Genomic DNA, 24,238 nt, shown 5'->3' on the forward strand with positions numbered 1-24,238 from the left:
CTTTGTGGAATATATGATACCAGGAGATGTCTATTGGATAAAAGCTAACTGTGGTATTCTAACAAGTCTTATATTAAAAAAATTCATCCTTAAGATAAGGACCTATAGGTACTGAACTATAATGAATATAAAACCAATTAACTTATTTTATGAAGAACCTGATCCAGATAGGTGGTTAAAATACGATCGGTACCCAAGGAGGATCATACGTCGCATCCTAAGAGGCAAACAACGTCCAGGTGGCGTGATGACAATTGCTATCAGTTTAATGAAAGGGCTGGATAAAATTGATTTCCCATATCGGTTTAACGACTTTAAATATATTAAAGATCATCCAGACGAAATTGCCTGCATTATTGGCAAACCACAGTTGCTCTTTAACAGACGCTGGCAGAACCCAGTGATATTTGGCGCTGGTGTTTATTCTCATCCCATAGACTGCCCTGACTTATTCGTTAAATATCCAAATGTAAAATGCTTTCTGGTACCTGGCGAATGGATGCGAAAGATGTGTGAACCTTATTACATGGGTAAAGTAGTTGCCTGGCCGGCGGGAATTGACACCGATCATTGGCGACCGGCAACTACGACTACTAAAGAATTTCATTTCCTGATATATGATAAAATACCGGGAAATGAATTAACCAGAGGTATTATTAACATACTAATAAAACAAGGGCTTACATATGAGCATATCAGGTACGGGACTTATACACAACCAGTATTGAAGGATAAACTCGCCCATGCAAAAGCTGCAATTTTTCTGAGTAAAAGTGAAACACAAGGATTGGCCTATCAGCAAATATTAGCTACCGGTTTGCCAATATTAGCATGGGACAAGGGTGGCTACTGGGAAGATCCGGCCTATTATCCGCATAAAGTTAAATATCAGCCGGTTAGTTCCGTTCCTTACTGGGACAAGCGCTGTGGTATAAAATTTAACAACATCGTAGATTTCGAAACACAACTGCAAAACTTCATGGAGAATACAGATCAGTTTAAGCCACGTGATTATATCCTGGAACACTTAACCCTTGAAAAATCTGCAATGAGGTTTCTTGATATTTACCAACAGGTAAAGATTGGACTCAAATGAGAATATTGCTGGTAATGGATCCATTTATACCGGTACCACCTGAGCATTACGGTGGTATAGAGCGCGTAATTTATGACATCGCTTGTCAATATGTAAAAATGGGGCATCAGGTAACTATCGTCGCTGGGCCAAATTCGAAATCGCCTGACAGGTTAATCATTTATGGAGAGAATGGCTCATTGAGTCCATCGATCAATTTCAAGATACTTACTGATGTTTTTTTTATACTGCAAAAAGAGATCAGACAGCACGATGTGGTTCATAACTTTGGCCGTTTACTATTTTTGCTCCCGTTTTTAAAGAACAGCATACGTAAAGTACAAACCTACATGCGGTATGTAGATCAAAAAAATATTGAATGGCTGGATAAATTACGGCCGGTAAACCTTACGTACACTGCAGTTTCTGATGCTGTTGTAAATACAGGGAAGACCCGGCGAAGTAACTGGGTAACCATATATAATTGCGCCCCCATAGCGCAATTCCGGTTTAAGAAAGATGTGCCTGCTGACAGTTATCTGGCTTTTCTGGGTAGAATAGAACGGTGTAAAGGTCTGCATAGTGCCATCAAAGTAGCTCTGCTATCGAAGCGCAAACTTATTATAGCCGGAAACATATCAGACCTGGAACATGAGAAGACTTACTTTGAACAGGAAATAAAACCGCTGATAGATGGAGATCAGATAACCTATATCGGTCCGGTGGACAATGTGCAAAAGAATGAGTTCCTGGGCAATGCGAGTGCGTTGCTTACTCCTGTTGAATGGTTTGAACCATTTCCGATCATCATACCCGAAGCCTATGCCTGCGGAACACCGGTACTTGGTTTTAATAATGGTGGAATTGCTGAGGGCATTGATGAGGCCATTACTGGCTTTATCAGTACAAATGTAAACGAGATGGCTGAACAAGTAAAAAAAGTAAGCAGGCTCGATCGCCATGCCTGCCGTTTGAAGGCTGAAATTTCATACAGCGACATAAATATAGCTAATGATTACTTACATGTTTACGAATTGGATATATGAAGCCGCACAAAAACATTAACTCGCTGGATGTTTTACGGGGCTTAGCCTGCTTACTTGTGTGGCTAAGCCATGTAAGGGTAACCACCCGGTATTTTGAAGATTCCAGGTTTGACTTTATCCAGGTCTTCTCCGCCTGGGGAAGGGAATCGGTAGTTGTATTCTTCATGTTATCAGGCATTGTGATTAACCTTAGCTCGCAGGATAAAACGGATACAGGGCAATATTTTACCAAGCGGTTTATACGCATCTATCCCATTTACCTTGCTGTACTTTTAATTTGCTTTTTATGCGATCATTTAATTTTTGGAAACCCTATAGATAGCCGGACACTTATTGGTAATTTGCTCGTCTCGGGTACGCTGCAAGTTAATTTCGTACCAACTATGCCATTAAATCTTGTTGTTTGGAGTATTACCTGTGAAGTTTTTTTTTACATCATATTCGGCCTCGTGTATACATTAAACAAGATTAAATATGTATGGATATGGCTTACTATTTGCTGCCTGTCCATAATTTATAAGATATCATCAGGCGAGAATCTATATATCGGCATGACCGGTCATTTCATTTATTTACTGAACATTTCCTTTGTATGGATCCTTGGCTATCTTGTTTTTGAATACCGTGATAAATTCTGTGCCAATTTACCTGTTGCCCTATGCGGAATACTTCTTATACCTTTATTAACAAGGCTTCACCGCTTATCCAGCGACATTCACGAGCTTATGTATTCTTTTGCAGGTATATGCTTAATTCCGCTTTTTATCTACTTGCTCAGGGATTACAAAACCGGGAATAAAGAAAGATTAAATATCAACCATGCTTATGTCGCTCCTGCTTATATCATCGGAGTGATCCTCTTATGGCAGCATTCCAATTCATTGACCATCAGTAAAATTCTTTATTCGTTGCTGCCTTTTACCTCATTTATTTTGTATTACAAGCCGGTTACAGTAGCTGTGAAACGAATATATCATCATTCAAAATCATTTCTCGGGTTCTTTGCAAATATTTCCTATCCAATATACCTGGTACATGCTCCGGTAATGTTTATAATATATCACTTCCTTCCTGATCAAAAGGTCATCGGAACCCTGCTGATCATCTTCCTTACCATATCAATAAGCTACCTGTTTGAAATATACCTGTTTAAAAAACCAGCTCGATTGTTGAATGCATATCGTTCTGCAAGATCGGTGAGGATAAAACAAGTTCCGCTTTGAAAATTGTATTGGTTACTTCCGGCCAGCCATCGCTAAATCCACGTTTAGTAAAAGAGGCTGACACATTGAGTTTTGCTGGTTACGAAGTAACCGTTTTATATACCTACTGGAACGATTGGGGAACTAAATTAGATGTAACTTTACTAAAAACTAAAAAATGGAAAGCCATACGAGTCGGTGGTGATCCGGAGCAAAAGCCGCTGGTATATCTTTTTAGCAGGATAATGCACAAACTGACCATTTGCGGAGCCAAAAAGACAAGATTAAAATACTTTGCTGAATTCGCTATTTCCCGGAATAGCTATTGGCTGATGAAAGCGGCCTCAGCACGCCACGCTGATCTTTATATAGCCCATAATCTGGGCGCTTTACCGGCCGTGATAAAAGCAGCAAAGCACCACAACAAACCATGCGGATTTGATGCGGAGGACTTTCACAGGAACGAAGTAAGCGATGACCCACATAATTTTGATGTTTTACTAAAGGCATGTATTGAAGATAAATACATCCCACAAACAGATTATCTAACAGCAAGCAGTCCCCAGATAGGTGAAGCTTACCGAAAACTATTCCCTTCAAAGGAGCCAATTATTATACTTAATGTCTTTAAAAAGAATCTGGATATCAAGGCAACTCATATTAAACCAGATACTCCGCTTAAATTGTTTTGGTTCTCGCAAACTATCGGCACTAACCGTGGCATTGAAGAGGTGCTTAAAGCACTTGGAACTATCAACCACAGGAAATTCGAGCTACATCTGATGGGGAAACTGCAACATAATATCTCGAAAGGACACTTTGAAAAACTGGCCGGGCATACATTCTACAGTTTGTATTTTCATGACCCTATTGCACCCGATGACTTAACTGTCTTTGCATCACAATTTGATGTGGGCTTAGCGCTTGAGCCTGCCTTTTCGTTTAATAATGACATGGCTCTTAGCAATAAAATATTCACCTATATGCAGGCAGGGCTGGCCATTATTGCCAGTAACACGACAGCCCAACGGATCCTTTTACAGCGACAGCCAGAAATTGGCAAAGTATATGAAATAGGTAATGTCCAATCATTATCAAATATCTTGCAGCATTATGCAGAAAATACAGATGAGGTTTATAAAGCCAGGCAGGCATCATTACATCTTGCGCAAACCTCACTAAACTGGGAGACAGAGCAGTTAATGTTTTTAAATATTATTGACACATTCAACCGTTGAATCGAAGAGTTCTAATTATTTCCCCATACTTCCCGCCTTCCAATGCAGCAGACATGCAACGGATTAGAATGAGTCTTCCCTATTTCAAAGAATGTGGATGGGAAGCGGAAGTAGTAACCGTTGATCCCAAATATTCAGATCTGCAAAAAGACAACCTGTTAACGCAAAGCATTCCGGATGGCATAAAATTGCACTTCGTTAAAGCCTTCAATAAAAAATGGACCTCAAAAATAGGCTTAGGCAGTCTTGCATTAAGATCAATTGGTTCGTATATGTTTAAAGCCAATCAAATACTTAAAAATCAAAAATTCGATCTCATCTATTTTTCAACTACTCAGTTCCCTGTTTGTATTTTAGGTGCGTACTGGAAAAAACGTTTTAAAATTCCTTATGTAATAGATATGCAGGATCCATGGCATTCCGATTATTATCAGGATAAACCCAAAGCACAACAGCCCCCCAAATACTGGTTTTCCTATCGGCTTAACAAATACCTGGAGCCTATAGCAATAAAAAATGTTGACGGGCTCATTAGTGTATCCAGTGCCTATATTAAAACATTAAAAACTCGCTATCCTCAGATTAGTAACATACCTTCAACCGTGATTACTTTCGGAGCATTTAAAAAAGACTTTGATATTGCCAGAGATAATCAAGATTTTTTTAAGCCATTGCTTCAAAATGATTTTATAAACATAGTATATGTTGGCAGAGGTGGAAACGATATGCACCATGCCATAAAACCATTATTCCAAGCCGTAAAGAATGGGATGAATGATGACCCTTTAAGATTTAAAAAGATCCGGTTGCATTTTATTGGTACAAGCTATGCACCAGCAGGTGAAGGCAAACCAACTATATTGCCATTAGCAAGGCAATATAATATTGAAGATAGTGTAATAGAAATTACAGATAGAATAAGCTTTTACCATACGCTGCTTACATTACAAAATGCTAATGCTTTATTTGTTCCGGGCTCTAATGATCCTAAATATACAGCTTCCAAAATTTACCCTTATTTACTAACTAATAAAAGTATAATATCAATTCTAAACAAAAACAGCCAAGCGATGGCTATTATGCGTGAATACGATGTAAAGCATTTGTACAGCTATGACGATCTGGATCTTAGCCTTAAGATTGATTGTTTTTTAAATGAAGTATTGGATAAGCAATCGCCCGACATACACTATAACCTAAATGCCATTGATAAGTATTCTGCAAAAAACATGACCAGACATCAATGTATACTATTTAACAAAGTAGTAAATGAATAAATTTAAGCGAACATTTGGATTTATATTTTCTCATCCTTTAGGCAGGAAGCACCCCATCAAAAGCCTTTTCAGGTTTGCATTGTGGCAGGTACAATGTATATTATACCCATCTAGACTTTTAATAAAAAAATTCCTGCCACCTGTTAAATATTATGCTCGTAAAGGATTAACTGGAATAACCGGTAATATCTATATCGGTTTGCATGAATTTGAGGACATGCTATTTATGCTACATTTCTTAATAGCTAAAGACAATTTTATTGATATAGGTGCAAATGTAGGTTCGTACACTTTATTAGCTTCAGGTATATCTGGCGCAAAGAGTATAGCAATAGAACCTGTTCAAGCCACATTTGAACTGCTTAATAAAAATATTTTACTTAATAACTTACAGGATAGGGTAGTTTTATACAATGCAGGTGCAGGCTCAATTCCTGGCACATTAGCTTTTACCTCAGACCAAGATACGACAAACCACGTACTAACCCCTCAGGAGGAACAAAAAAATAACATCACATATGTGCCTATCCTTGTTATTGACAGTTTGTTTATCGCTGATGCGACAACATTAATTAAAATTGACGTTGAGGGTTATGAAACAGAAGTTTTAAAAGGCATGTCGGTTACATTGAGGAATCCTGCATTAAAGGCGATTATTATTGAATTGAATGGTAGTGGCGAGCGGTATGGCTTTACTGATATGCTGATTCATGAATTATTCATAGCAAACAGTTTTAAATCTTATACATACGATCCATTTAAACGGTTGCTAACGGAAAGGGAGGGCTATGGAATCGCCAATACGATTTATTGCAGAGACCTTGGATTTGTAAATAATCGGATAAAAAATGCAAAAGCGATAAGATTGATGGGAGAAACAATTTAAATGCGTTTAGTAATCATAACCACGCATCCTATTCAGTATTATGCGCCTGTCTTTAAACTCCTGCAAGAACGTGGGCAAATAAATATCAAAGTATTTTATACATGGGGAGACGGAGCCATTTATAAACATGACCCTGGCTTTGGGAAAAAAATTATATGGGACATCCCCTTACTGGAAGGATATGATCATGAATTTTTAACAAACAGTTCAAAGCAACCTGGTTCAAGCCATTTTAAAGGAATTGTAAATCCCGATGCGATTCAAAGGATCGATGCTTTTCAACCAAATGCTATTTTGGTTTACGGTTGGGCCTATCACTCCCACTTAAAAATCTTAAGATATTATAAAGGCAAAGTCCCTGTTTGGTTCAGAGGAGATTCAAACTTAATAGACAAACAAACTGGATTGAAGAATATACTTAGAAATGTTTTTCTACGATGGGTTTATAGCCATGTTGATAAAGCGTTTTATGTCGGCTCAGCAAATAAAGCATATTTTAAAAAATATGGGCTAAAAGAAAATCGATTGGTATTTGCTCCGCATGCAATTGACAATATACGGTTTGCTGAAAACAGGCATACTGAAGCCTTAGCTTTAAGGAAAAGTCTTAATATTAGAGAAACGGATATTTTAGTATTATTCGCGGGGAAACTGGATCCAAAAAAAGATCCTGAGCTTTTACTGGGAGCATTTATGGAGGCAGCCAGAGAGAACGTGCACTTGCTTATTCTTGGGAATGGATTATTAGAGCTCCAGCTAAAAAGAACTGTAGAAAGTAAAAAATTAAAAAGAGTCCATTTCCTAGACTTTCAGAACCAGCAGCAAATGCCGGTTGCTTACCAGGCTTGCGATGTCTTCTGCTTGCCTTCTAAAGGACCTGGCGAAACCTGGGGCTTAGCTGTAAACGAAGCCATGGCTTGTTCAAAAGCAATTTTGGTGTCGGACAACGTTGGCTGCGCAGTTGATTTGGTGAAAGATGGCTATAATGGAATGACATTCAAAAGTGGTGATGCAACAGATATAAGAAGGTGTCTGGATCAATTAACAAGCTCAAAAGCATTGTTAAAGCAATATGGTTCTCATTCCTCTCTAGTCATAAAAGATTGGAACTTCTTGAACATTGCCTTAGCAATTGAAAACGAAATAAATGAAGCGAAAAGATAGGATCAGATTAATTTTTACCCGTAACTGGAAGCTTACAGGAAAACAAAGGTTTATAAATTGGTTTAAACCCTCAGCAAGTGTAAAAGTTGATTTAAAAAACGGCATAACATGGCTAACTGATGAAGATATTGCTATTTATACTACAGCCGATAATTATATAGAATGGAACATCTTAAGCACAGGTACTTATGAACATGAGATCAATAAACTCATTAGAATATCGCTTAAAGATGGAGATGTAGCCTTAGATGTCGGGGCGAACATTGGGCTGCAAAGTATTAGAATGTCAAAAAGTGTTGGTGAAGCTGGTCGGGTACTTGCCTTTGAACCGCTAACTTATTTGCAAAAGAAGTTAGCTGCTAATATATTACTAAACAGATCATTAAATGTTACGCTACTTCCTTATGCACTTGCAAATATAGAAACAGAAACTAAATATGACATTAATGAAAATGAATGGAATCAGGGAGCCTTTAGTTTAGACAATAATACAGAAAATGGGGATTCAGCACAGAAAATAGCAATAAAAAAAGGCGACATACTTCCTGAAATAATAAATTTAAACCGATTGGACCTTATAAAGATAGATGTTGAGGGATTTGAGTTTCAGGTTATGCTTGGTCTTGCTGAAACTATTAAAAAATATCTACCGAGAATCATATTTGAATATGATCATAATTACTGGACAAAAACAAATCAAAATATTAGTGAGTGCTTTAACTTTTTAAAGGTAGCAAACTACAAAGTTTTTCAGATTACATCCGTTGGATGCGAATTGAGGGAATCCCCGGAACAAATCACCGGAGGAAATTTATTTTGTCTACAGGCGGAACATGAGTAACCACATTCCCATAAGCAAATATATCATACTCTTTATCCCATGGCTATTGGCATTGCTGTTAAAGGATAATTACATTTTGTCATACCTCATCGCATGGCTAGGTTCATTCTTCCTATTTTATATCAGCACTACCGGAAAAATAAAACCCTTGCCGGATGATCGAAACATCGCAGAGCAACTCATGCGGCCCATCTTTCTGGTACAACTTATTTTCGCGGGATACATGTGTTGCACTTCGATATTCTATTTTTTTGATGTATTGGGATATATAGACTTTAATAAAGTAAACGATTCATACTTAATTGATGAAGAGAAATTGAACCTCACAGCACAATGCCAACGGTATTATTGCCTTGCACACGCAGCCTTCGTTAGTGGCTTGTTTGCGTTTATGAGATATCCAGTAGAGACAAAACATAAATATGAACGAGCGGGGCTAACCAAATTAATCTTTAATATGGCGTTAATAACCGTCTCACTGTCTTATTTTCTTACTTTTTTTAATGGATTATCGCAATTTTCCCATCAGCTTAGATCAGTAAGTTTTATAGCCGTTACCCTTGCCCTTGCATTTGCCATACCGCAAAATAAAATATGGAATATACTGGCCTGCCTGGTAATGTATGGGTTTAATTTCTATCAGGCGCTGATCTCAGGATTTAAAGAACCTATCATTTTAAGCGTGTTGATATTAGGCCTTTTTTTATATCCTAATTATAAAAAAACAGTAGCCTTAACTTTTATTCCTTTATTGCTGCTGCTTTTTATAGTATTGCCTACTTACAATCGTATTTTTCGTGAACATGCCTGGGGAGGAGATTTGAATGCCGAAGATGCTTCGGAACTGGCATTGAGTAGTGTCTTTAGCCAGGATGGCACTGATGACAGCAACTGGTCCTTTCTTACACTTCGGCTAAGTGAAATCGATATGTTTACTAAATACGTCCAGTCAACACCTGCTTACGTGGATCATTATGGAACGCAATTATTCAGACAATCATTAACAACAATTATACCTCGTGTATTTTGGCCATCAAAACCAATTACCGAAACAATGGTAATGGAACGTGTTTACAACGCCGGAGTGGTATCAAGAGGATCCAGAGCTTCTGCCAAACCCGCTTTTATAGTCGATGCTTACCTTTCTGGCGGTTCACTAGGTATTTTTATATCCTTGTTCATTTTCGGAGCCGCATGCCAGTTGATTGCGATAAGAGCTGAAAAACTATTTGGAGGTTATATTCTAGGTACAGCACTTGTTTTTACTGGTCTTTTCCAGGCATTCTGGCGTGGACAAAGCTTTGAATTTCTAATAAATACGGTATTCTGGAGTTACATCACCATGTACTTGATTTTTTGGACATTACGCTTTACAAACATTTTAAAACCAATTTGAAAATCCTCCAGATTAATGCCTCTTATAAACCCGCTTATATTTATGGCGGGCCAACCATGTCCGTTTCCAGGCTTAGCGAACAGCTGGTAAAATATGGTCATCATGTAGCCGTGTTTACCACAACAGCGAACGGAACCGAAGAGCTTCCAGTTACCAGGAACATACCACAAAATATTGATGGGGTATTGGTCAGCTATTTTAAACGCATGACTAAAGACCACAGCCACTTTTCCCCTCAGCTATTGATCAAACTCTGGAAAGAGGTAAGGAAATTTGATCTGGTACATATTCATGCCTGGTGGAACCTGGTGTCGGTATTGTCCTGTTCCATTGCACTGATAAAAAAAGTGCCTGTGATCGTTTCTCCTCGTGGCACTTTAAGCCCTTACTCTTTTACAAACAGACATCAGTTCATTAAAAAGCTTTTACATACGCTTATTGGTAAGCCATTATTAAACCGTTGCTACATACATGCTACCTCATACCGTGAGCAGGAAGCAATGCAAAAATTACTTAAATCCAAACCTATTTTCACCATTCACAATGCAGTAGTACTTCCAGCCTATCTGCCTGAACAGGGAAAGGAAAGCACCGTACTTAAACTATTGTTCTTTTCCAGGATAGATCCCAAAAAAGGCCTGGAACTGTTATTTGCAGCACTATCAGGCATTTCCATTCCTTACCGTTTAACCATTGCCGGAAACGGGGATGAGGAGTACATTACTTCATTAAAAAACCTGAGCCGCCAATATCAGATTGAGCAGCACTTGGATTGGGTTGGTTTCAAAAGCAATAATAAATTTGACATGATGGCCCATCATGACGTATTGGTATTGCCTTCCTACGATGAAAACTTTGCCAATGTAGTTATCGAAAGTCTTAGTGTAGGCACAGCTGTACTGATCAGCAAAGAAGTTGGCCTTGCTCAATACGTTGAAAAAAATCACCTGGGCTGGATCTGTGAAACCAATGTCCAATCTATTAAAGAAACACTGATCAGCATACACCAAAATCCGGGCACATTAAATATCATCAGAGAGTTTGCTCCTGTTATTACCTTACACGAGTTTAACGAAGACAGGCTCATCAATCAATACCTGGAAATGTATCAGAAAATAAGCCCGTGACCAATCCCCATTACACTTTCCTGATCCTCACCTACAATGAAGAGGTACACCTGCCCAGGTTACTGAACTCCATATATGAACTCAATGCGGCAGTTTGCATCCTGGATTCCGGCAGTACAGATCATACCCTAACCATTGCGGCTACCTATGACGCCCAGGTTAAACAACACCCTTTCGAAAACCACCCCCGGCAATGGCATCATGCACTAAATGCATTTGAAATAAAAACCCCCTGGGTTATTGGCCTCGATGCAGACCAGGTGCTTTCCGATGAGCTTAAACAGCAATTGTTACATTTTAAAGATGAAGATTACCAGGGGATAGATGGCATCTATTTTAACCGCAAAAATCATTTCAAAGGAAAATGGCTAAAATACGGGGGCTATTATCCCTTCTATCTGCTTAAAATGTTCAGGTATGACAGCGGATATTCCGATCTGAATGAGCATATGGATCACCGTTTCATCGTTCCCGGAAAAACCATCATCTGGAAAGACGCATTCCTGCTCGAAGAAAACCTGAAAGAGAACAACATCAGCTTTTGGATAAATAAACACAACCGTTATAGCGACCTCCTGGCTTGCGAAGAAATAGAACGCAGGCAAAAATTAAGATTACAAACCGTCAAGCCGCTGTTTTGGGGAACACCCGATCAGCGTACAGCCTGGCTTAAACAATTGTGGTGGCGCATGCCATTATTTATCCGTCCGGCCATATATTTTATTTACCGCTACATCTTCAGGTTTGGCATTCTGGATGGCTATGCCGGTTTTATCTTTCATTTTATGCAGGCCTTCTGGTTCCGGCTGGTTGTAGACATCAAAATTAAGGAGCTATTAAACAATGAGAAAACAGACTGACCTTTCCACTTATATCCATTCTGCCCCGCATCGAAATTATAGCCCCATTAAAAGAATAGTATGGTTTTATGTCAATGCCCTGGTATTTAAAACAAGCATTTTTCCTTCAAGCCGGCTCAAAGTAAGCCTACTGAGGTTTTTCGGTGCCGAAATTGGCAAAAAAGTGGTCATAAGACCTGGTGTAAACATCAAACATCCCTGGTTGCTGAGCATTGGAAATCATTCCTGGATTGGTGAAAACGTATGGATCGACAACCTGGTTAAGGTGTCTATTGGCAATCACGTTTGTTTATCACAGGGCGTTACCATACTTACCGGGAGCCATAATTATAAAGATCCGGCTTTTGGCCTCATTACCGGAGCCGTAACCTTAGCAGACGGCGTATGGATTGGCGCCCAGGCAACCCTTAACCACAGCATCACTGCAGCCTCGCATGCTGTACTTACTTCCGGCTCTGTAGCCACAAAAAACTTAGAAGCCTGGTTCATTTATCAGGGCAATCCTGCCCTGAAGGTCAGGCCCCGTTTAATCAGTTAATTTAAATGCAATGACAACCTATTTACAAGAGCACCAGCTGTTTTATTATATCCTGATCGTGCTCAGTTCCATCTCCGTCACCTTATTGAGCATCCCTTCTATCATCTTTATCGCCCGCGAACGCAACTTATATGATGACCTCGGGCATTTGCGGAAATTACATAAACCAGGCATTTCCCGTTTAGGCGGCGTCGCCATATTTGTTAGTTTTACCATTACCCTATTATTTTGGGGCATTACAGATCCTTCCTTACCGGTCAACTACCTGCTTACCGCCTGCATCATGTTATTTGCGATTGGGATTAAAGATGATCTTGCCGGTGTAAACCACCATACCAAACTGATCATCCAGTTTATGGCCAGCTTAACACTCAGCATTCCCGGCAATATCCGGTTCAGCAACCTACATGGTCTCTTTGGCATTTATGAGCTATCCTATTTCCCGGGTGTGATCTTATCCATACTTATCCTGATGTTTCTCATCAATGCCTTTAACCTGATCGATGGCATCGATGGCCTGGCTGCTACCACCGGAATTATCGTCAACAGTGTATTTTCTGTTTTATTGATCAGCATGCATCAATACCAGCTGGCAGCTGTTTCCCTATCCCTGGTTGGTGCCATTTTAGGGTTTATAAAATTTAACATTACGCCGGCAAAAATATTTATGGGCGATACCGGCTCCTTATTAATTGGGTTGATATCAGCAGTTGTGGCCTTAAAACTTGTAGAACTGGCACATTTATCCACCGATCAGCTGAGCTGGATGCCCTCTGCCCTGGGCATCACCATTGCCATTTTAATCGGGCCCATTTCAGATACCATCAGGATTTTTGTGGTCCGCCTGTCACAAGGCAAATCCCCTTTTCTCGGAGACCGGAACCATATCCATCACCGGCTGCTAAAATTAGGGCTCAGCCATTCACAAACTACACTTGTTTTAGTGGCCCTAAACGGCGCCATCATCGCACTTGCCTTCTTTTTAGCCGATTACGGCAACGGGTTTATCATCTTGTCCGTCGGTCTCCTCTTAATGCTCTTTAACTGGGCACTCACCTATTTTATCCGGTCAAAAGACCGCGAAAGTTATACCCTCCGAAATCTATTTGTTTAACAAATTTTAATTTGCATATTGCAGTAATCCTCCCTTATATTATTTCGAATCAAGTATTAGCGTTCAATGGACAACCATTTTAGTAGAGATCAGACTGTGCCCAATTTTAAAGAACTAGCCGAACGCAGCCATTTGATGGCCCAATTCAAAATAGAGGAAGAAAAATACAACAACCTGCTCACCCGTTTCAATACCCTTTCCAAAGCCACCAGTGATGCCGTCTGGGATTTAGACATCAAAAGCGGGCACATGATATGGAACAAAGGTATCACTGGCATATTTGGCCATCGCGATATCGATCCTACAAGGGAATGGTGGCAAAGCCATATCCATCCTGAAGATCTGCACCTGGTGCTCCACGAATTTGAGCTGCTGTTTAAAAATCATAAAAACAGGTCCCAGACTGAATACCGGTTCAGGTGTGTAAACGGAACCTATAAATCTGTTTTAGACCGCTCTTTCATCCTGTTCGACGAACAGGAAAACCCGATAAGGATCATTGGCTCCATACAAGACATTACCGAACGGGTTAACTACGTAAATGCCATGCAGGAACAAAATGTCCGCTTAAGAGAAATATCCTGGATCCAGTCTCATCAGGTACGGGCTCCACTGGCGCGCATTATGGGACTAGTGAAATTGCTGGACGCTACCGTAGCAGACCCTGATGTTAAAGAGATTGCTAATCACCTGAACGCCTCAGCTGAAGAGCTGGACCATGTGATCAGCAATATCCTTAAAAAAACTTCCTGATTTAATCGGGTTGTTGCCCTGCTTTTCCAGGCCGTTTTATTCTCCGCACCCTTCTGATCACCTTTTCAGGAACCCTGTCAATTATTTTTTTGTAATGATCGCAGGTGATGTTCTGATTGGTCAGATCCCCATACCTCAGCCCGAAAATAAGTTCCAGTTTCCTGATCGTACTGTAAGGGATGTCCTGTTTACTGGTAATCTTGATCAGGCTGTAATTGATCAGGGTATTGCGCGAAACCCCTATAACCCGGTGCAATTGCGTGTTCAGTTTCCTGTATTCAATTACAGGAAGCTGGTCCATAAGTTCTTTAATCTTATATTTATACATGGCTGGTATTTTTTGTTAAATTAAGCAGGATGCTTATAGAAACACACAAAATTTGCAGCTCATTTCAGCGAAAAAATAAGGTTTTACAAAATAATATTTGGCAAGGATCATCCATCCCCACAGAGCAAAGTACTGGTTAATTTTCCTGTTCCAGTGGTATCTGGAACCAGAACTCAGAACCCTTTCCTTCTTCACTTTCTACACCAATCGTTCCCCGGTGCCTGGTTACGATCTCGGCACAGATGTAAAGGCCCAGGCCAAGGCCTGAAAATTGATAATTCGTCTGGTCTACCCTAAAAAACCGGTCAAATACCATTTTCGCCTTATCCGGGGGAATCCCGATACCAAAATCTTTCACACACACTTTTAATTCCTTACCAGCCAATTTCGTGTAAATAATCACAGCTTTACTATCCGGAGAATATTTGATGGCATTGGACAGAAAATTCTTGATCACCTGCTCAATCCTATGCTGGTCTGCATAAATCTCCACATCATCAATATGCTTAACGATAATTTCATAGTCCTCCGTATTCTGCATGTCATCCACACATTCCGCAATCAGTGTCCTGATGTTGAAACGGGTATAATTGAACTGCATTTTCCCTGCCTGGATCTTGGATACGTCCAGCAGGTCATTCACCAGGAAAGTTAAATTCTCCAATTGCCTGGTGGCCTTATCAATATAAGTTAACATGCCATTATCCCCACCTCCTCTTGCCGCAGCCCTTTTAGTCAATTGCAAAAACCCTTTAATGCTGGTAATCGGAGTTTTTAATTCATGGCTCGCAATACTCATAAACTCATCTTTCTTCTCCATCAGCTCTTTTTGCAGCTCATTCGTCTTGGTGATATCTACCATCGAGCCCACCATGCGGTAAGGGGTATTAAAATCATCATGTAAAATACTGCCCCGGTCAAAAATGATGGCATATTCCCCATTGGCCTTCAATACCCGGTACTCGGCCGACCAGTGTTTCTCATTTTTATTGATGGCCTCATAAACGCTGTCCTGCACCATTTTCCGGTCTTCCGGATGTATCTTATCAAACCAAAACCCAATGTTGTCGTTTTCACTGGAATTGGAATAGCCAAACATCACATTCAGGTTCTCGCTTCTCCACATTTTATTGTTCATCAGGCTCCAGTCCCATATGGTATCATTGGTGGCCTTGGCCACCTCATTAAAGCGGTTCTCGCTGGCGGTCAGTTCTTTTGTACGTTCCGTAACTTTCTCTTCCAGTTCTGCATTCAGTAATTTCAGGTTTTCTCTTACCGTAATCAGTTCATTATAGTTTTTTTTCAGTTTCTGATCCGCAACCTTACGGTCGGTAATGTCTGTTAAAGTGGCCGCAAAGCCGTCAGACATTTTAACTGCCACCAATTGAACCCATTGACTCCGTTCCGTTTGAAATTCCGTTTGCAGCGAAGTCCCTTTATCAACCACAGCAGCATACTTGCTAAACAAATTACCAGTTGCAAGCTCTGGCAATTGCTTTACCAGCATCGCATTATCCAGTTCTTCCTTTTGCTTGCCCAGAAAACCCAGTGCCACATCATTAAAAGCAACACATTTAAAATCCACTATAAAATGGTCCTGATTTCTGATGGCAGTGAAAGCCATTACCGCATTTAGGCTCGCATTAAAAACACCTGAAATGATGTTGTTCAATTCGGTGATGTGCGAAACATCAACAAAAGTAATCACTACTCCATCCGTTTTTTTATCCTTGCGCAAGTAAGGCATGATCCGCATCAAACTGCGTTTCCCGCTTTTCAGCATTACCTCCTTTTCCATCACCTGGCCTGTAAGCAGTACCGAGCGGACATCTTCCGATAAATTGTCAGCTCTGATGTTGTTCGAAATATGGTCAATTGACCGCCCAATATCCGCAGCAATCAAATTCACCATACCTGTGGCAGCGGGATTAAATTTCCGGATGTACAAATTGGCATCTAAAAAAAGCTGGCCAATATCCGTGCTCCTGAAATAATTGTCCAGGTCATCGTTCAGTTCCGTCAATTCCCTGATCTTAACCTGATGTTCTGTATTTAAGGTATGCAGCTCCTCATTCAGTGACTGCAGCTCTTCATTTCCCGATTGCAGCTCCTCGTTGGCAGACAGGAGTTCCTCGTTACTCGATTGCAGCTCCTCATTGGTGGTTTCCATTTCCTCTATGGCCAGCTGAAGATTGCTGCGTGTCTCGTTCAGCTCAGCCTCCAGCTCAAAAACATATTCATTTTGCTGGTCGTTGGAAAGGAGCGACATCACCAGGTCTTCTTTATCCGGGATAACCTCCATCGTACTTTCGCCAAACACAATCATGGTGTAATCACTCCCGTCACGGGCCTGCGGCGGGCGGATAGCAATATTCAGGTAAACATCTTCATCCCTTCGTTTAAAACGGATCCTTTTTAAATGCGTATTCTTATTTTCTTTCCAGGATTTCCGCAACGCACTGTTCAATACGATAGAGATCTCTCTGGGCACCATTTTCAACAAATTGAGCTCAATCTTATCATCAGGTAAAGAAAGGAACTGCCGGTAATTGCCCACGGCATCCTGTATAAGGTATGCTTTATCAATAAATATCCCCACATAGCCCAGGTCGTTGGTGATAAATTTATTGAAACTTTTCTCCGCCAGTGTAAGGGGTGTATCTGGGATGCTCTTCTTCTTTTTGTCCGGGTTGCCCAGTATTCTACCCCCGGTATTATAGGTATTGAAATTCGAATAATTGATCGGTCCGGATTTCTGATAAACTTTCCATTTTCCCGAAATTTCTCTCAAACCATCCTTTAATGCTACAGCCGTTTCACTCGACCCGAGGAACAGGTAACCATCCTTATTTAAGGAAAAATGAAAGGTCGATAAGATTTTCTCCTGCAAAATGCCGTTTACATAGATCAGCATATTGCGACAGGTCACCATATCATTTTTTATAAAAGGCGGTGATTTGATCACATCGTGCTTTGCAAATACCATCTGCTTACGGATTTGGGGGATCACCCCATAAAACTTACCATCCTTCACAAAATACTTGCGGAACAGGGCCGGCGGGATGTCTTTAATGATCGATTCCGGGTACTGGTTGGCCGAGGCAATCTCAATACTTTTCTCATCAATATCTGTGGCAAAAATTTTGATGTCCAGCTTCTTGCCAGACTTCTCCACACAATCATTTAACAACACCGCTATAGAATAGGCTTCCTGTCCTGTGCTGCAGGCGCATACCCAAACTTTGATGGTCTCGTTATCTACCTTGGTATGGATCAGGTCAGGAAATATCTTTTCTGCAAGCAGCTCATAAGCCTGATGGTCCCGGAAAAACTTGGTTACCCCGATTAAAAAATCCTGCGCAAGGATCTTCACCTCTTCTGCATTCGATTCCAGGTACTTTACATAATCTTCGAGTTTCTTGAACCTGTTTTCGTTCATTCTCCGGCCAATACGGCGGATGATGGTAGGCGTTTTATACAGATTAAAGTCGTTGCCACTTTGACGGTGTACCATATTAAAGATCTCGTCCAGCAGGCTTTCATCCACTTTCCCATCCTCCAGCACCAGTACAGGTTCCTCTTTGATGTAATTGAACAGCTCCTCCTGCATTTTATTTGCAGGCATGATAAAATCGGCACTGCCCGAAGCAATGGCACTGTTGGGCATGCCGTCAAATTTCGCAGTTTCAGGATCCTGAACAATCACCATTCCACCGCATTCTTTAATGCGCTGTATGCCCTTGGTGCCATCGGTGCCAGTACCCGATAAAATGATGGCAATGGCTTTTTTTTCCTGATCTTCAGCAAGACTATGCAGAAAGGTATCAATTGCCGTATTCGGGGCCTTGATCAGCGATTTATCCGCCAGCTTAAGTTTGCCCCGGCTTACCGTCATCAACTTATTATTAGGGATGATGTACACACAGTCTGGTTCAATCAGCATGTCATTCGCCGCTTCAATCACCTTCATATTGGTATGCTTGGCCACCAGTTCCACCAGCAAACTCTTGTAATCAGATGAAAGGTGCTGGATCACCACAAAAGAAAAATTAGCGCTCAGGGGCATATGGTCAAAAAACTCATGTATGGCTTCCAATCCACCTGCCGAAGCACCAATGGCTACGATATATTTATCCTTCTGTCCTGGCTTCATAAATTATCAATTGTATAGCTGTTTCGTCCTGAATTCAAATAGGAAAGTCCTCAGCGCCTCGGCCGCATCCAGTTCCTGCTGCTTCCAGGGCAGCGCATGTTGTTCAACTCTCTGCTTCCATAACTTAAACGAATTTCTGGGATGGTACTTCAACCCATCCTTTTCAAAATTGATGGCTTCGTTTGGATTTCCTCCCCAGTTGATGGTTTCTACCAGCTCTGGCCTGAAACAAATGATGTAATCACCTTTAGTGCTGTCTATAGGAATCACCAGCGCCCCGCTAGCCAGCCCCGCAAATTCTCTGGCCTCATCATACAAGGCCGCCAGGTGCTCCGTCGCAAAAACCTTGTTGATGCTTTTACCTTCTGCCCACATCAGCAGGTTATCAATGGCATCCTCGCCAGGTACAATCCCTTTCGTTTCCATCCTGCCGTTTAAAATGACCGCTGCACCACTGGCATTAAACAGATCCAGCAGATTTGTTCCCTCCTCCGGTAACAAGCCGGCCGTGATGTTATCCCTTTCATAAACCCGGTCTGTTAACGCAGCCCGCATTTGCTGAAGCAAAATAGAAAAATCGTAGGCCTCCTTGTCCAGAATACGCGACACCCCGTTAGAGATCACCGCAGACAACCATTCAAAAATAGCACATACTTCGTGGTCCAGGTATTTTTCAGTCAGGTGATGACAGGAGACCAGCCCCCATAGCTCCCCATTCCGGATTACCCGGATAGACATGGAGGCATCAATGTTCATATTCTTCATGTACTCCAGGTGCACCGCCACCACACTTCTCAGGTTACAGTCAGACAGGTCTATGAAAGAATTGGTAACCGGATTGATCACGGGATATAAACGCACCGGCTGATAGGTCCGGTTCGGGATCAGCCGGTAGGGATTTTTCAGGTACAATTGGCGGGCCTGCTTAGGCACATCAGAGGCCGGGAAAGTTTGCCCTAAATAAGGCTCCAACCTTTCATCCTTTTCTTCAGCGATCACGGTACCATTCCAGTCCTGGTCAAACTGATACATCAGTACCCCGTCAAAACCAGATATTTTACGGATCTCCCGAACCGCAATTTCACAAACCGACCGGACCGTCTCCGCCTGCTCAATTTCGGCCATGATCTTTTTTACCTCCTGAAAAACATCGGTAAAGAGCTTTCCCTCCAGATCCTTCGCCTTTTCCAGCTCAATCAGTATATAATCTGCTTTAACGTGCATCAAAGCATGGAAACGGCCGGTTTGCTCTCCGTTTTTTAGTGTTAAATTGAAAGGAATCCTCTGCCTGATCCCTGATTTTAAACTATCGGATAATTTAAGGGTACTTTCCTCGTCCAGGTATTGGGCCAGTGTCGTATCTATCAGTTCCTGAACCGGCTTACCGGTTATTTCAACAGTATTTTCACTGGCCTGGATTATTTTCAATCCCGCAGGTTCAAGTACCAGCAGGTAACCATAATCCTGGATCAGGTTCACATTGTGCAGCGGCAGGTTGCCGCAAAATTCAGAATCAAAGTTCTTTTTTTCTACCATTTATCCCTTAATTTTCTGCTTATGCCGCCAGTTGTTCCCCGTTTTTTGTGTAAGTAAAACGGCTGTAGTTTAAACATATCTCTTAAATACCAAATAATGTACCAAAATGTTTGCCAATGACGATAATGCACCAGCTATATTTGGCCAGGATTCATCCTCTAAAACATATCTTTGCAGCAGGAATTTAAAACAGCATAAAGAAAAAAAATGATCGCCGATAAAGTTAAAGCAGAAACCAGTATATACCACAAAGAACTTGAAGCCATGCTGGTACGGAAAATAAAGTCCATCAGTTCGGTACAGGATTATATCCAGATCTTAAATGATTTTTACAGCTATTTTGGCGGGCTCGAACAGCTGATCGGCAAGCATTTGAACCCTACACTTGCCGATGCAGGTCAACGCAGAAAAACAGCCGCCATTGCAGATGATCTTAGCTATTTTAAAGCAATAGTTCCGGAGCTGGCTGGCGGGGCAGCACTTCCGGTTATTTCAAACCACTTCCAGGCACTGGGTGCATTATATGTGATTGAAGGTTCCACATTGGGCGGAAAATACATCAGCCAGATGATTGCCAAACAGCTAAATATTCCTGCGGATCAGGGTTTATCCTTTTTTAATGGTTATGGTGAAAGCACCATGGAGATGTGGAACAGCTTTAAAGATTATCTGAATAAGGAAGCAGTTACCGATGAGCAACAGGCAGATGTGGTTGAAGCTGCAAACCAGACGTTTTTAAAGTTTAAAGATTGGGTTGAAGAATAAAGCTTGATCATATGATTTGATTGTCCCATTTACCGTATTAAAGTAATCGATCCTTTTTTAACCACAGCCTCTTTCCTTTGCGTAGTAAAAGTTGCTACCCAAAAATAGGTTGCGGTGGGTAATGCTTCACCTTTATAATCTCCATTCCAGCAATTGTGCAGTTCGCTCGAGGTTGCAACCAATACACCCCGTCGGTCATAGATCTGGATCTTGAAATTACTTGCTTTACTATTGCTGTTCGCTTTAAAAATATCGTTAACACCATCTAAATTAGGGCTGAAAGCATTAGGAAAGACTACATCACCACAATCCTCTCTGGTCAATTGTACATCAATATCATCTACAATACAACCATTTTTTTTGAGTATCGAAAAATGATGACTGCCAGCATATAAATTGGTAAAAGTATGATTAACAGGATATGTTGAAGAATGATACCTGATGACATAAAGCTCCGGATTGGTTTTTATGGTAAAACTCAACTGCCCGGGAAGATCACAAACAGGCTCTGTTTTATTCACCACACTTAACGGCTTGTTCAGTGTATAATCAGGTATAATAACGTTAAGACTTTTCGGCCTTCCTCCCGCTGAGGCTGAAACATTTAAGGTATAATTCCCCGGATCCAGCATATTAAAGATCCCGGTATTATTACTCATGCCATTACTTAAAGAGTAAGTATAAGTCTCCGGAATAGCTGGGCAGCTTACCCGGATTACTCCCTTGCCCAGCACATCACATTCTGCAAATACTTCCACATCGTTAATCACCACATCACAAGCTTGATAAATCAGCTCCACATCATACTCATCAACCAAACATCCGGCTTGATTTAAAACAACAAAATGATGTATGCCCACAGGAAGATTATCAAATAAATGATCAAATGGAAGTACATCCGTTTTATATTTTATTTGGTATAAACTGCTGTTTCCCGCTATGCTGAATTTGATATCCCCTTTTAGATTGCATGATGGATCATTTTTATTGTAGGTAATCAATGGATGTAGTAATCTGTAATCAGGAACGGTAACGGCCCGCGCTTCAGGAGTACCGCCTCCGGAGGCTGTTACATTTAAAATATAATTTCCCGGATCTACCATATTAAATAGCCCTGTACTGCTGGTCATTCCGTTGCTAAGGGAATAAGTATAGGTTTCAGGAATGGCTGGTGAGGTAACACGAATTGTGGCTTTACTGAGCACATTACATTCGGCCGCTACCTCGATAGCTGTAATTTCAACATTGCAGGGCTGGTACACAAGTTCTACATCATATTCGTCAATTAAACACCCTGTTTCACTTAAAACTACAAAATGATGGGTACTGGCAGAGAGGTTCGTGAACAAATGATCAAATGGAAATGTATTAGTCTGGTATTGGATCTTATATAAACTGCTATTCGCGGTAATATCGAATTTAATATCCCCTTTAAGACTGCATGATGGATTATTCTTACTATAGCTAATTGCAGGCTGAGTCAGTTTATAGTCGGGCACTGCTATCGATGGTATCTCCAGTTCATCCTCTGAAGAAGTTATTTTAACGGTGTATTGCCCGGGGCTTAGGTTATGAAAGACACCGGTTAAATTACTTACTGAACCGTTTAAAGTATAGGTATAAGCGTAAGTATTTGGCTTTGTCAGCACCTTAATTACCCCTTTGTGAAAAGCATCGCATTGTTGTTGTAACTGAATCTGTTCGAGCTCGATTTTGCATACATCTTTTAACATGGGAATATCTGCTTCATCAACTTTACAGCCATTTTTATTAATGATTTCAAAATGATAAGAAGCGCCGGAATTTAAACCCATGAAAGTGTGGTTTATTGGGTAGGAGGTATTGTTGTATTTAACCTGGTAGGTGCTATTGGGTTCAGGAGAAGTAAAAGTAATTTCTCCGGCTATGCCACACATTTCATTTTTACGTTGCCAGCTATAGTCAGGCTTACGGAGATCATAAGTTCCAACGGTAATTGTACTGGAAAACTGATCTGATGCAGAAGTAATGTTCATGGTATAAGTTCCCGGATCGATACCTGTAAACTTACCAGTAGTGTTGCTTATGCCATTCAATACATAAGTGAATTCTTCAAGGTGGGGTTTGGTCAGAATTTCAACAATAGCTTTGTTTGGGGCACTGCAATCCTGGGTAATTTCTATTTTATCCAGTTCTATTCCGGTTATGCTGCCATCTTCCACAGGGCTTGCCGCATCAAGAATAGCATAAGGAAGCGTTCCGACAACACCTATAATTTGTTTGTTTTCCAGATCGAGTTCAAGAACATCAGTTTGATTGTTGCCAACACTGCATAAGCCATAAACAGTATTTTTGTGGAGGCTTGTAGCCACACTTACCAATCCAAACATGTTCAGGTTAGGACTTAAAGGAAGGTATACATAGCTTTTAGTAGGATCAGTTATATCTACCTTGATAATACCCTGATTTGCAGCCATATATAAGCTACCGCTAAAAAAGCACATGTCACCTGTTGGCGTATAATTCATTGGCCCTAAACTAACGGTTTGTAAGGTAGTTAAGTCAGTTGCATACAATCTATTTGAGGAATAATAAGCTCTGTTGTCTGGACCAATGGTAAGTGCAGAGGAACCTGTAGTTCCACCAGCTAGTATTTGGCAATTGATCAAGGCGTTTGCATTTAGATCTCCTTTATATAGATACGGACTCCTGAGCCAGTAAAAGCCAGTCTTATTCATTGCAATCGAAAAAAACTGATCATTTGGCGAACAGTTAGTTAATAATTCTGAAACCAATCCATTAGCTGTTACAGTAACCTTATAGATATCGCTTCCTGTAGTGATGTTCGTTGGACTTTTAGGAGCACTTACGTAAAAAGTTTGGGCCTCTGTTGTAAAACAACAGACCAATAAAACAAAACAGAGTAATTTAAGTTTGCTGATCACTACGAGCGTTAAGAT

Annotated in this window: 19 protein-coding genes; 15 read left to right on the forward strand and 4 right to left on the reverse strand. The window is 40.7% G+C overall.

Annotated features, from left to right (window positions below):
- Window positions 1-121 precede the first annotated feature (121 nt).
- From R2Q85_RS08805 to R2Q85_RS08870, 14 genes are all read left to right on the forward strand, one after another.
- Window positions 122-1,096 carry a hypothetical protein gene (locus tag R2Q85_RS08805; RefSeq protein WP_316811394.1) on the forward strand — a complete coding sequence of 325 codons (975 nt, stop codon included), beginning with the start codon at window positions 122-124 and terminating at the stop codon, window positions 1,094-1,096.
- Window positions 1,093-2,121, forward strand: a complete 1,029-nt coding sequence (locus tag R2Q85_RS08810; RefSeq protein WP_316811395.1) for a glycosyltransferase — start codon at window positions 1,093-1,095, stop codon at window positions 2,119-2,121. The genes R2Q85_RS08805 and R2Q85_RS08810 overlap by 4 nt, the downstream gene beginning before the upstream one ends.
- Window positions 2,118-3,344 carry an acyltransferase gene (locus tag R2Q85_RS08815; RefSeq protein ID WP_316811396.1) on the forward strand — a complete coding sequence of 409 codons (1,227 nt, stop codon included), beginning with the start codon at window positions 2,118-2,120 and terminating at the stop codon, window positions 3,342-3,344. Before R2Q85_RS08810 ends, R2Q85_RS08815 begins: the two co-directional genes overlap by 4 nt.
- Window positions 3,341-4,561: a hypothetical protein gene (locus tag R2Q85_RS08820; protein ID WP_316811397.1), complete on the forward strand. Its 1,221-nt coding sequence runs from the start codon at window positions 3,341-3,343 to the stop codon at window positions 4,559-4,561. Before R2Q85_RS08815 ends, R2Q85_RS08820 begins: the two co-directional genes overlap by 4 nt.
- 272 nt (window positions 4,562-4,833) lie before the next feature.
- The gene (locus R2Q85_RS08825; RefSeq protein WP_410478864.1) at window positions 4,834-5,838 is read left to right on the forward strand and encodes a hypothetical protein; all 1,005 of its coding nucleotides are present in this window, start codon (window positions 4,834-4,836) and stop codon (window positions 5,836-5,838) included.
- The gene (locus R2Q85_RS08830) at window positions 5,831-6,724 is read left to right on the forward strand and encodes an FkbM family methyltransferase (protein ID WP_316811398.1); all 894 of its coding nucleotides are present in this window, start codon (window positions 5,831-5,833) and stop codon (window positions 6,722-6,724) included. Before R2Q85_RS08825 ends, R2Q85_RS08830 begins: the two co-directional genes overlap by 8 nt.
- Entirely contained in the window at window positions 6,725-7,888 is a 1,164-nt protein-coding gene (locus R2Q85_RS08835) for a glycosyltransferase family 4 protein (RefSeq protein WP_316811399.1), read from the forward strand.
- Window positions 7,872-8,729, forward strand: coding sequence for an FkbM family methyltransferase (locus R2Q85_RS08840; RefSeq protein ID WP_316811400.1), 858 nt, complete (start codon window positions 7,872-7,874; stop codon window positions 8,727-8,729). The genes R2Q85_RS08835 and R2Q85_RS08840 overlap by 17 nt, the downstream gene beginning before the upstream one ends.
- A complete protein-coding gene (locus R2Q85_RS08845; RefSeq protein ID WP_410478865.1) occupies window positions 8,722-10,125 on the forward strand; it encodes an exosortase Y-associated Wzy-like protein in 1,404 nt (467 codons plus the stop codon). The genes R2Q85_RS08840 and R2Q85_RS08845 overlap by 8 nt, the downstream gene beginning before the upstream one ends.
- Window positions 10,122-11,252: an XrtY-associated glycosyltransferase XYAG1 gene (locus R2Q85_RS08850; protein WP_316811402.1), complete on the forward strand. Its 1,131-nt coding sequence runs from the start codon at window positions 10,122-10,124 to the stop codon at window positions 11,250-11,252. Before R2Q85_RS08845 ends, R2Q85_RS08850 begins: the two co-directional genes overlap by 4 nt.
- Window positions 11,249-12,112, forward strand: coding sequence for a glycosyltransferase family 2 protein (locus R2Q85_RS08855; protein ID WP_316811403.1), 864 nt, complete (start codon window positions 11,249-11,251; stop codon window positions 12,110-12,112). The genes R2Q85_RS08850 and R2Q85_RS08855 overlap by 4 nt, the downstream gene beginning before the upstream one ends.
- Window positions 12,096-12,650, forward strand: a complete 555-nt coding sequence (locus tag R2Q85_RS08860; protein WP_316811404.1) for a WcaF family extracellular polysaccharide biosynthesis acetyltransferase — start codon at window positions 12,096-12,098, stop codon at window positions 12,648-12,650. The genes R2Q85_RS08855 and R2Q85_RS08860 overlap by 17 nt, the downstream gene beginning before the upstream one ends.
- Window positions 12,651-12,660: 10 nt before the next feature.
- Window positions 12,661-13,764 (forward strand): MraY family glycosyltransferase, encoded by a 1,104-nt coding sequence (locus tag R2Q85_RS08865; RefSeq protein ID WP_316811405.1) that lies wholly within the window; start codon window positions 12,661-12,663, stop codon window positions 13,762-13,764.
- 66 nt (window positions 13,765-13,830) lie between these two features.
- Window positions 13,831-14,517 (forward strand): PAS domain-containing protein, encoded by a 687-nt coding sequence (locus R2Q85_RS08870; RefSeq protein ID WP_316811406.1) that lies wholly within the window; start codon window positions 13,831-13,833, stop codon window positions 14,515-14,517.
- Window position 14,518: 1 nt separating this feature from the next.
- Here R2Q85_RS08870 and R2Q85_RS08875 read toward each other — a convergent pair whose 3' ends face one another.
- From R2Q85_RS08875 to R2Q85_RS08885, 3 genes are all read right to left on the reverse strand, one after another.
- Window positions 14,519-14,845: a hypothetical protein gene (locus R2Q85_RS08875; RefSeq protein WP_316811407.1), complete on the reverse strand. Its 327-nt coding sequence runs from the start codon at window positions 14,843-14,845 to the stop codon at window positions 14,519-14,521.
- A gap of 136 nt (window positions 14,846-14,981) precedes the next feature.
- Window positions 14,982-18,998 carry a chemotaxis protein CheB gene (locus tag R2Q85_RS08880; protein ID WP_316811408.1) on the reverse strand — a complete coding sequence of 1,339 codons (4,017 nt, stop codon included), beginning with the start codon at window positions 18,996-18,998 and terminating at the stop codon, window positions 14,982-14,984.
- Window positions 18,999-19,004: 6 nt separating this feature from the next.
- Window positions 19,005-20,534 carry a GAF domain-containing protein gene (locus R2Q85_RS08885; RefSeq protein WP_316811409.1) on the reverse strand — a complete coding sequence of 510 codons (1,530 nt, stop codon included), beginning with the start codon at window positions 20,532-20,534 and terminating at the stop codon, window positions 19,005-19,007.
- Between the two features lie 207 nt (window positions 20,535-20,741).
- On the opposite strand from R2Q85_RS08885, the gene R2Q85_RS08890 reads away from it, so the two are divergent.
- On the forward strand, window positions 20,742-21,299 hold the full coding sequence (locus tag R2Q85_RS08890; RefSeq protein WP_316811410.1) for a biliverdin-producing heme oxygenase: 558 nt from the start codon (window positions 20,742-20,744) through the stop codon (window positions 21,297-21,299).
- 29 nt (window positions 21,300-21,328) lie between these two features.
- Here R2Q85_RS08890 and R2Q85_RS08895 read toward each other — a convergent pair whose 3' ends face one another.
- Window positions 21,329-24,223, reverse strand: coding sequence for a gliding motility-associated C-terminal domain-containing protein (locus R2Q85_RS08895; RefSeq protein WP_316811411.1), 2,895 nt, complete (start codon window positions 24,221-24,223; stop codon window positions 21,329-21,331).
- Window positions 24,224-24,238 lie beyond the last annotated feature (15 nt).

Origin of the sequence: Pedobacter heparinus (assembly GCF_032678725.1) — a bacterium.
Lineage (GTDB): Bacteria > Bacteroidota > Bacteroidia > Sphingobacteriales > Sphingobacteriaceae > Pedobacter > Pedobacter heparinus_A.

What these genes read in the sequence shown, in the direction of transcription:
- R2Q85_RS08805 (WP_316811394.1), top strand. Translation starts at nt 122, where the DNA reads ATGAATATAAAACCAATTAACTTATTTTATGAAGAACCTGATCCAGAT.
- R2Q85_RS08810 (WP_316811395.1), top strand. Translation starts at nt 1,093, where the DNA reads ATGAGAATATTGCTGGTAATGGATCCATTTATACCGGTACCACCTGAG.
- R2Q85_RS08815 (WP_316811396.1), top strand. Translation starts at nt 2,118, where the DNA reads ATGAAGCCGCACAAAAACATTAACTCGCTGGATGTTTTACGGGGCTTA.
- R2Q85_RS08825 (WP_410478864.1), top strand. Translation starts at nt 4,834, where the DNA reads ATGTTTAAAGCCAATCAAATACTTAAAAATCAAAAATTCGATCTCATC.
- R2Q85_RS08830 (WP_316811398.1), top strand. Translation starts at nt 5,831, where the DNA reads ATGAATAAATTTAAGCGAACATTTGGATTTATATTTTCTCATCCTTTA.
- R2Q85_RS08835 (WP_316811399.1), top strand. Translation starts at nt 6,725, where the DNA reads ATGCGTTTAGTAATCATAACCACGCATCCTATTCAGTATTATGCGCCT.
- R2Q85_RS08840 (WP_316811400.1), top strand. Translation starts at nt 7,872, where the DNA reads ATGAAGCGAAAAGATAGGATCAGATTAATTTTTACCCGTAACTGGAAG.
- R2Q85_RS08845 (WP_410478865.1), top strand. Translation starts at nt 8,722, where the DNA reads ATGAGTAACCACATTCCCATAAGCAAATATATCATACTCTTTATCCCA.
- R2Q85_RS08860 (WP_316811404.1), top strand. Translation starts at nt 12,096, where the DNA reads ATGAGAAAACAGACTGACCTTTCCACTTATATCCATTCTGCCCCGCAT.
- R2Q85_RS08865 (WP_316811405.1), top strand. Translation starts at nt 12,661, where the DNA reads ATGACAACCTATTTACAAGAGCACCAGCTGTTTTATTATATCCTGATC.
- R2Q85_RS08870 (WP_316811406.1), top strand. Translation starts at nt 13,831, where the DNA reads ATGGACAACCATTTTAGTAGAGATCAGACTGTGCCCAATTTTAAAGAA.
- R2Q85_RS08875 (WP_316811407.1), bottom strand. Translation starts at nt 14,845, where the DNA reads ATGTATAAATATAAGATTAAAGAACTTATGGACCAGCTTCCTGTAATT.
- R2Q85_RS08880 (WP_316811408.1), bottom strand. Translation starts at nt 18,998, where the DNA reads ATGAAGCCAGGACAGAAGGATAAATATATCGTAGCCATTGGTGCTTCG.
- R2Q85_RS08885 (WP_316811409.1), bottom strand. Translation starts at nt 20,534, where the DNA reads ATGGTAGAAAAAAAGAACTTTGATTCTGAATTTTGCGGCAACCTGCCG.
- R2Q85_RS08890 (WP_316811410.1), top strand. Translation starts at nt 20,742, where the DNA reads ATGATCGCCGATAAAGTTAAAGCAGAAACCAGTATATACCACAAAGAA.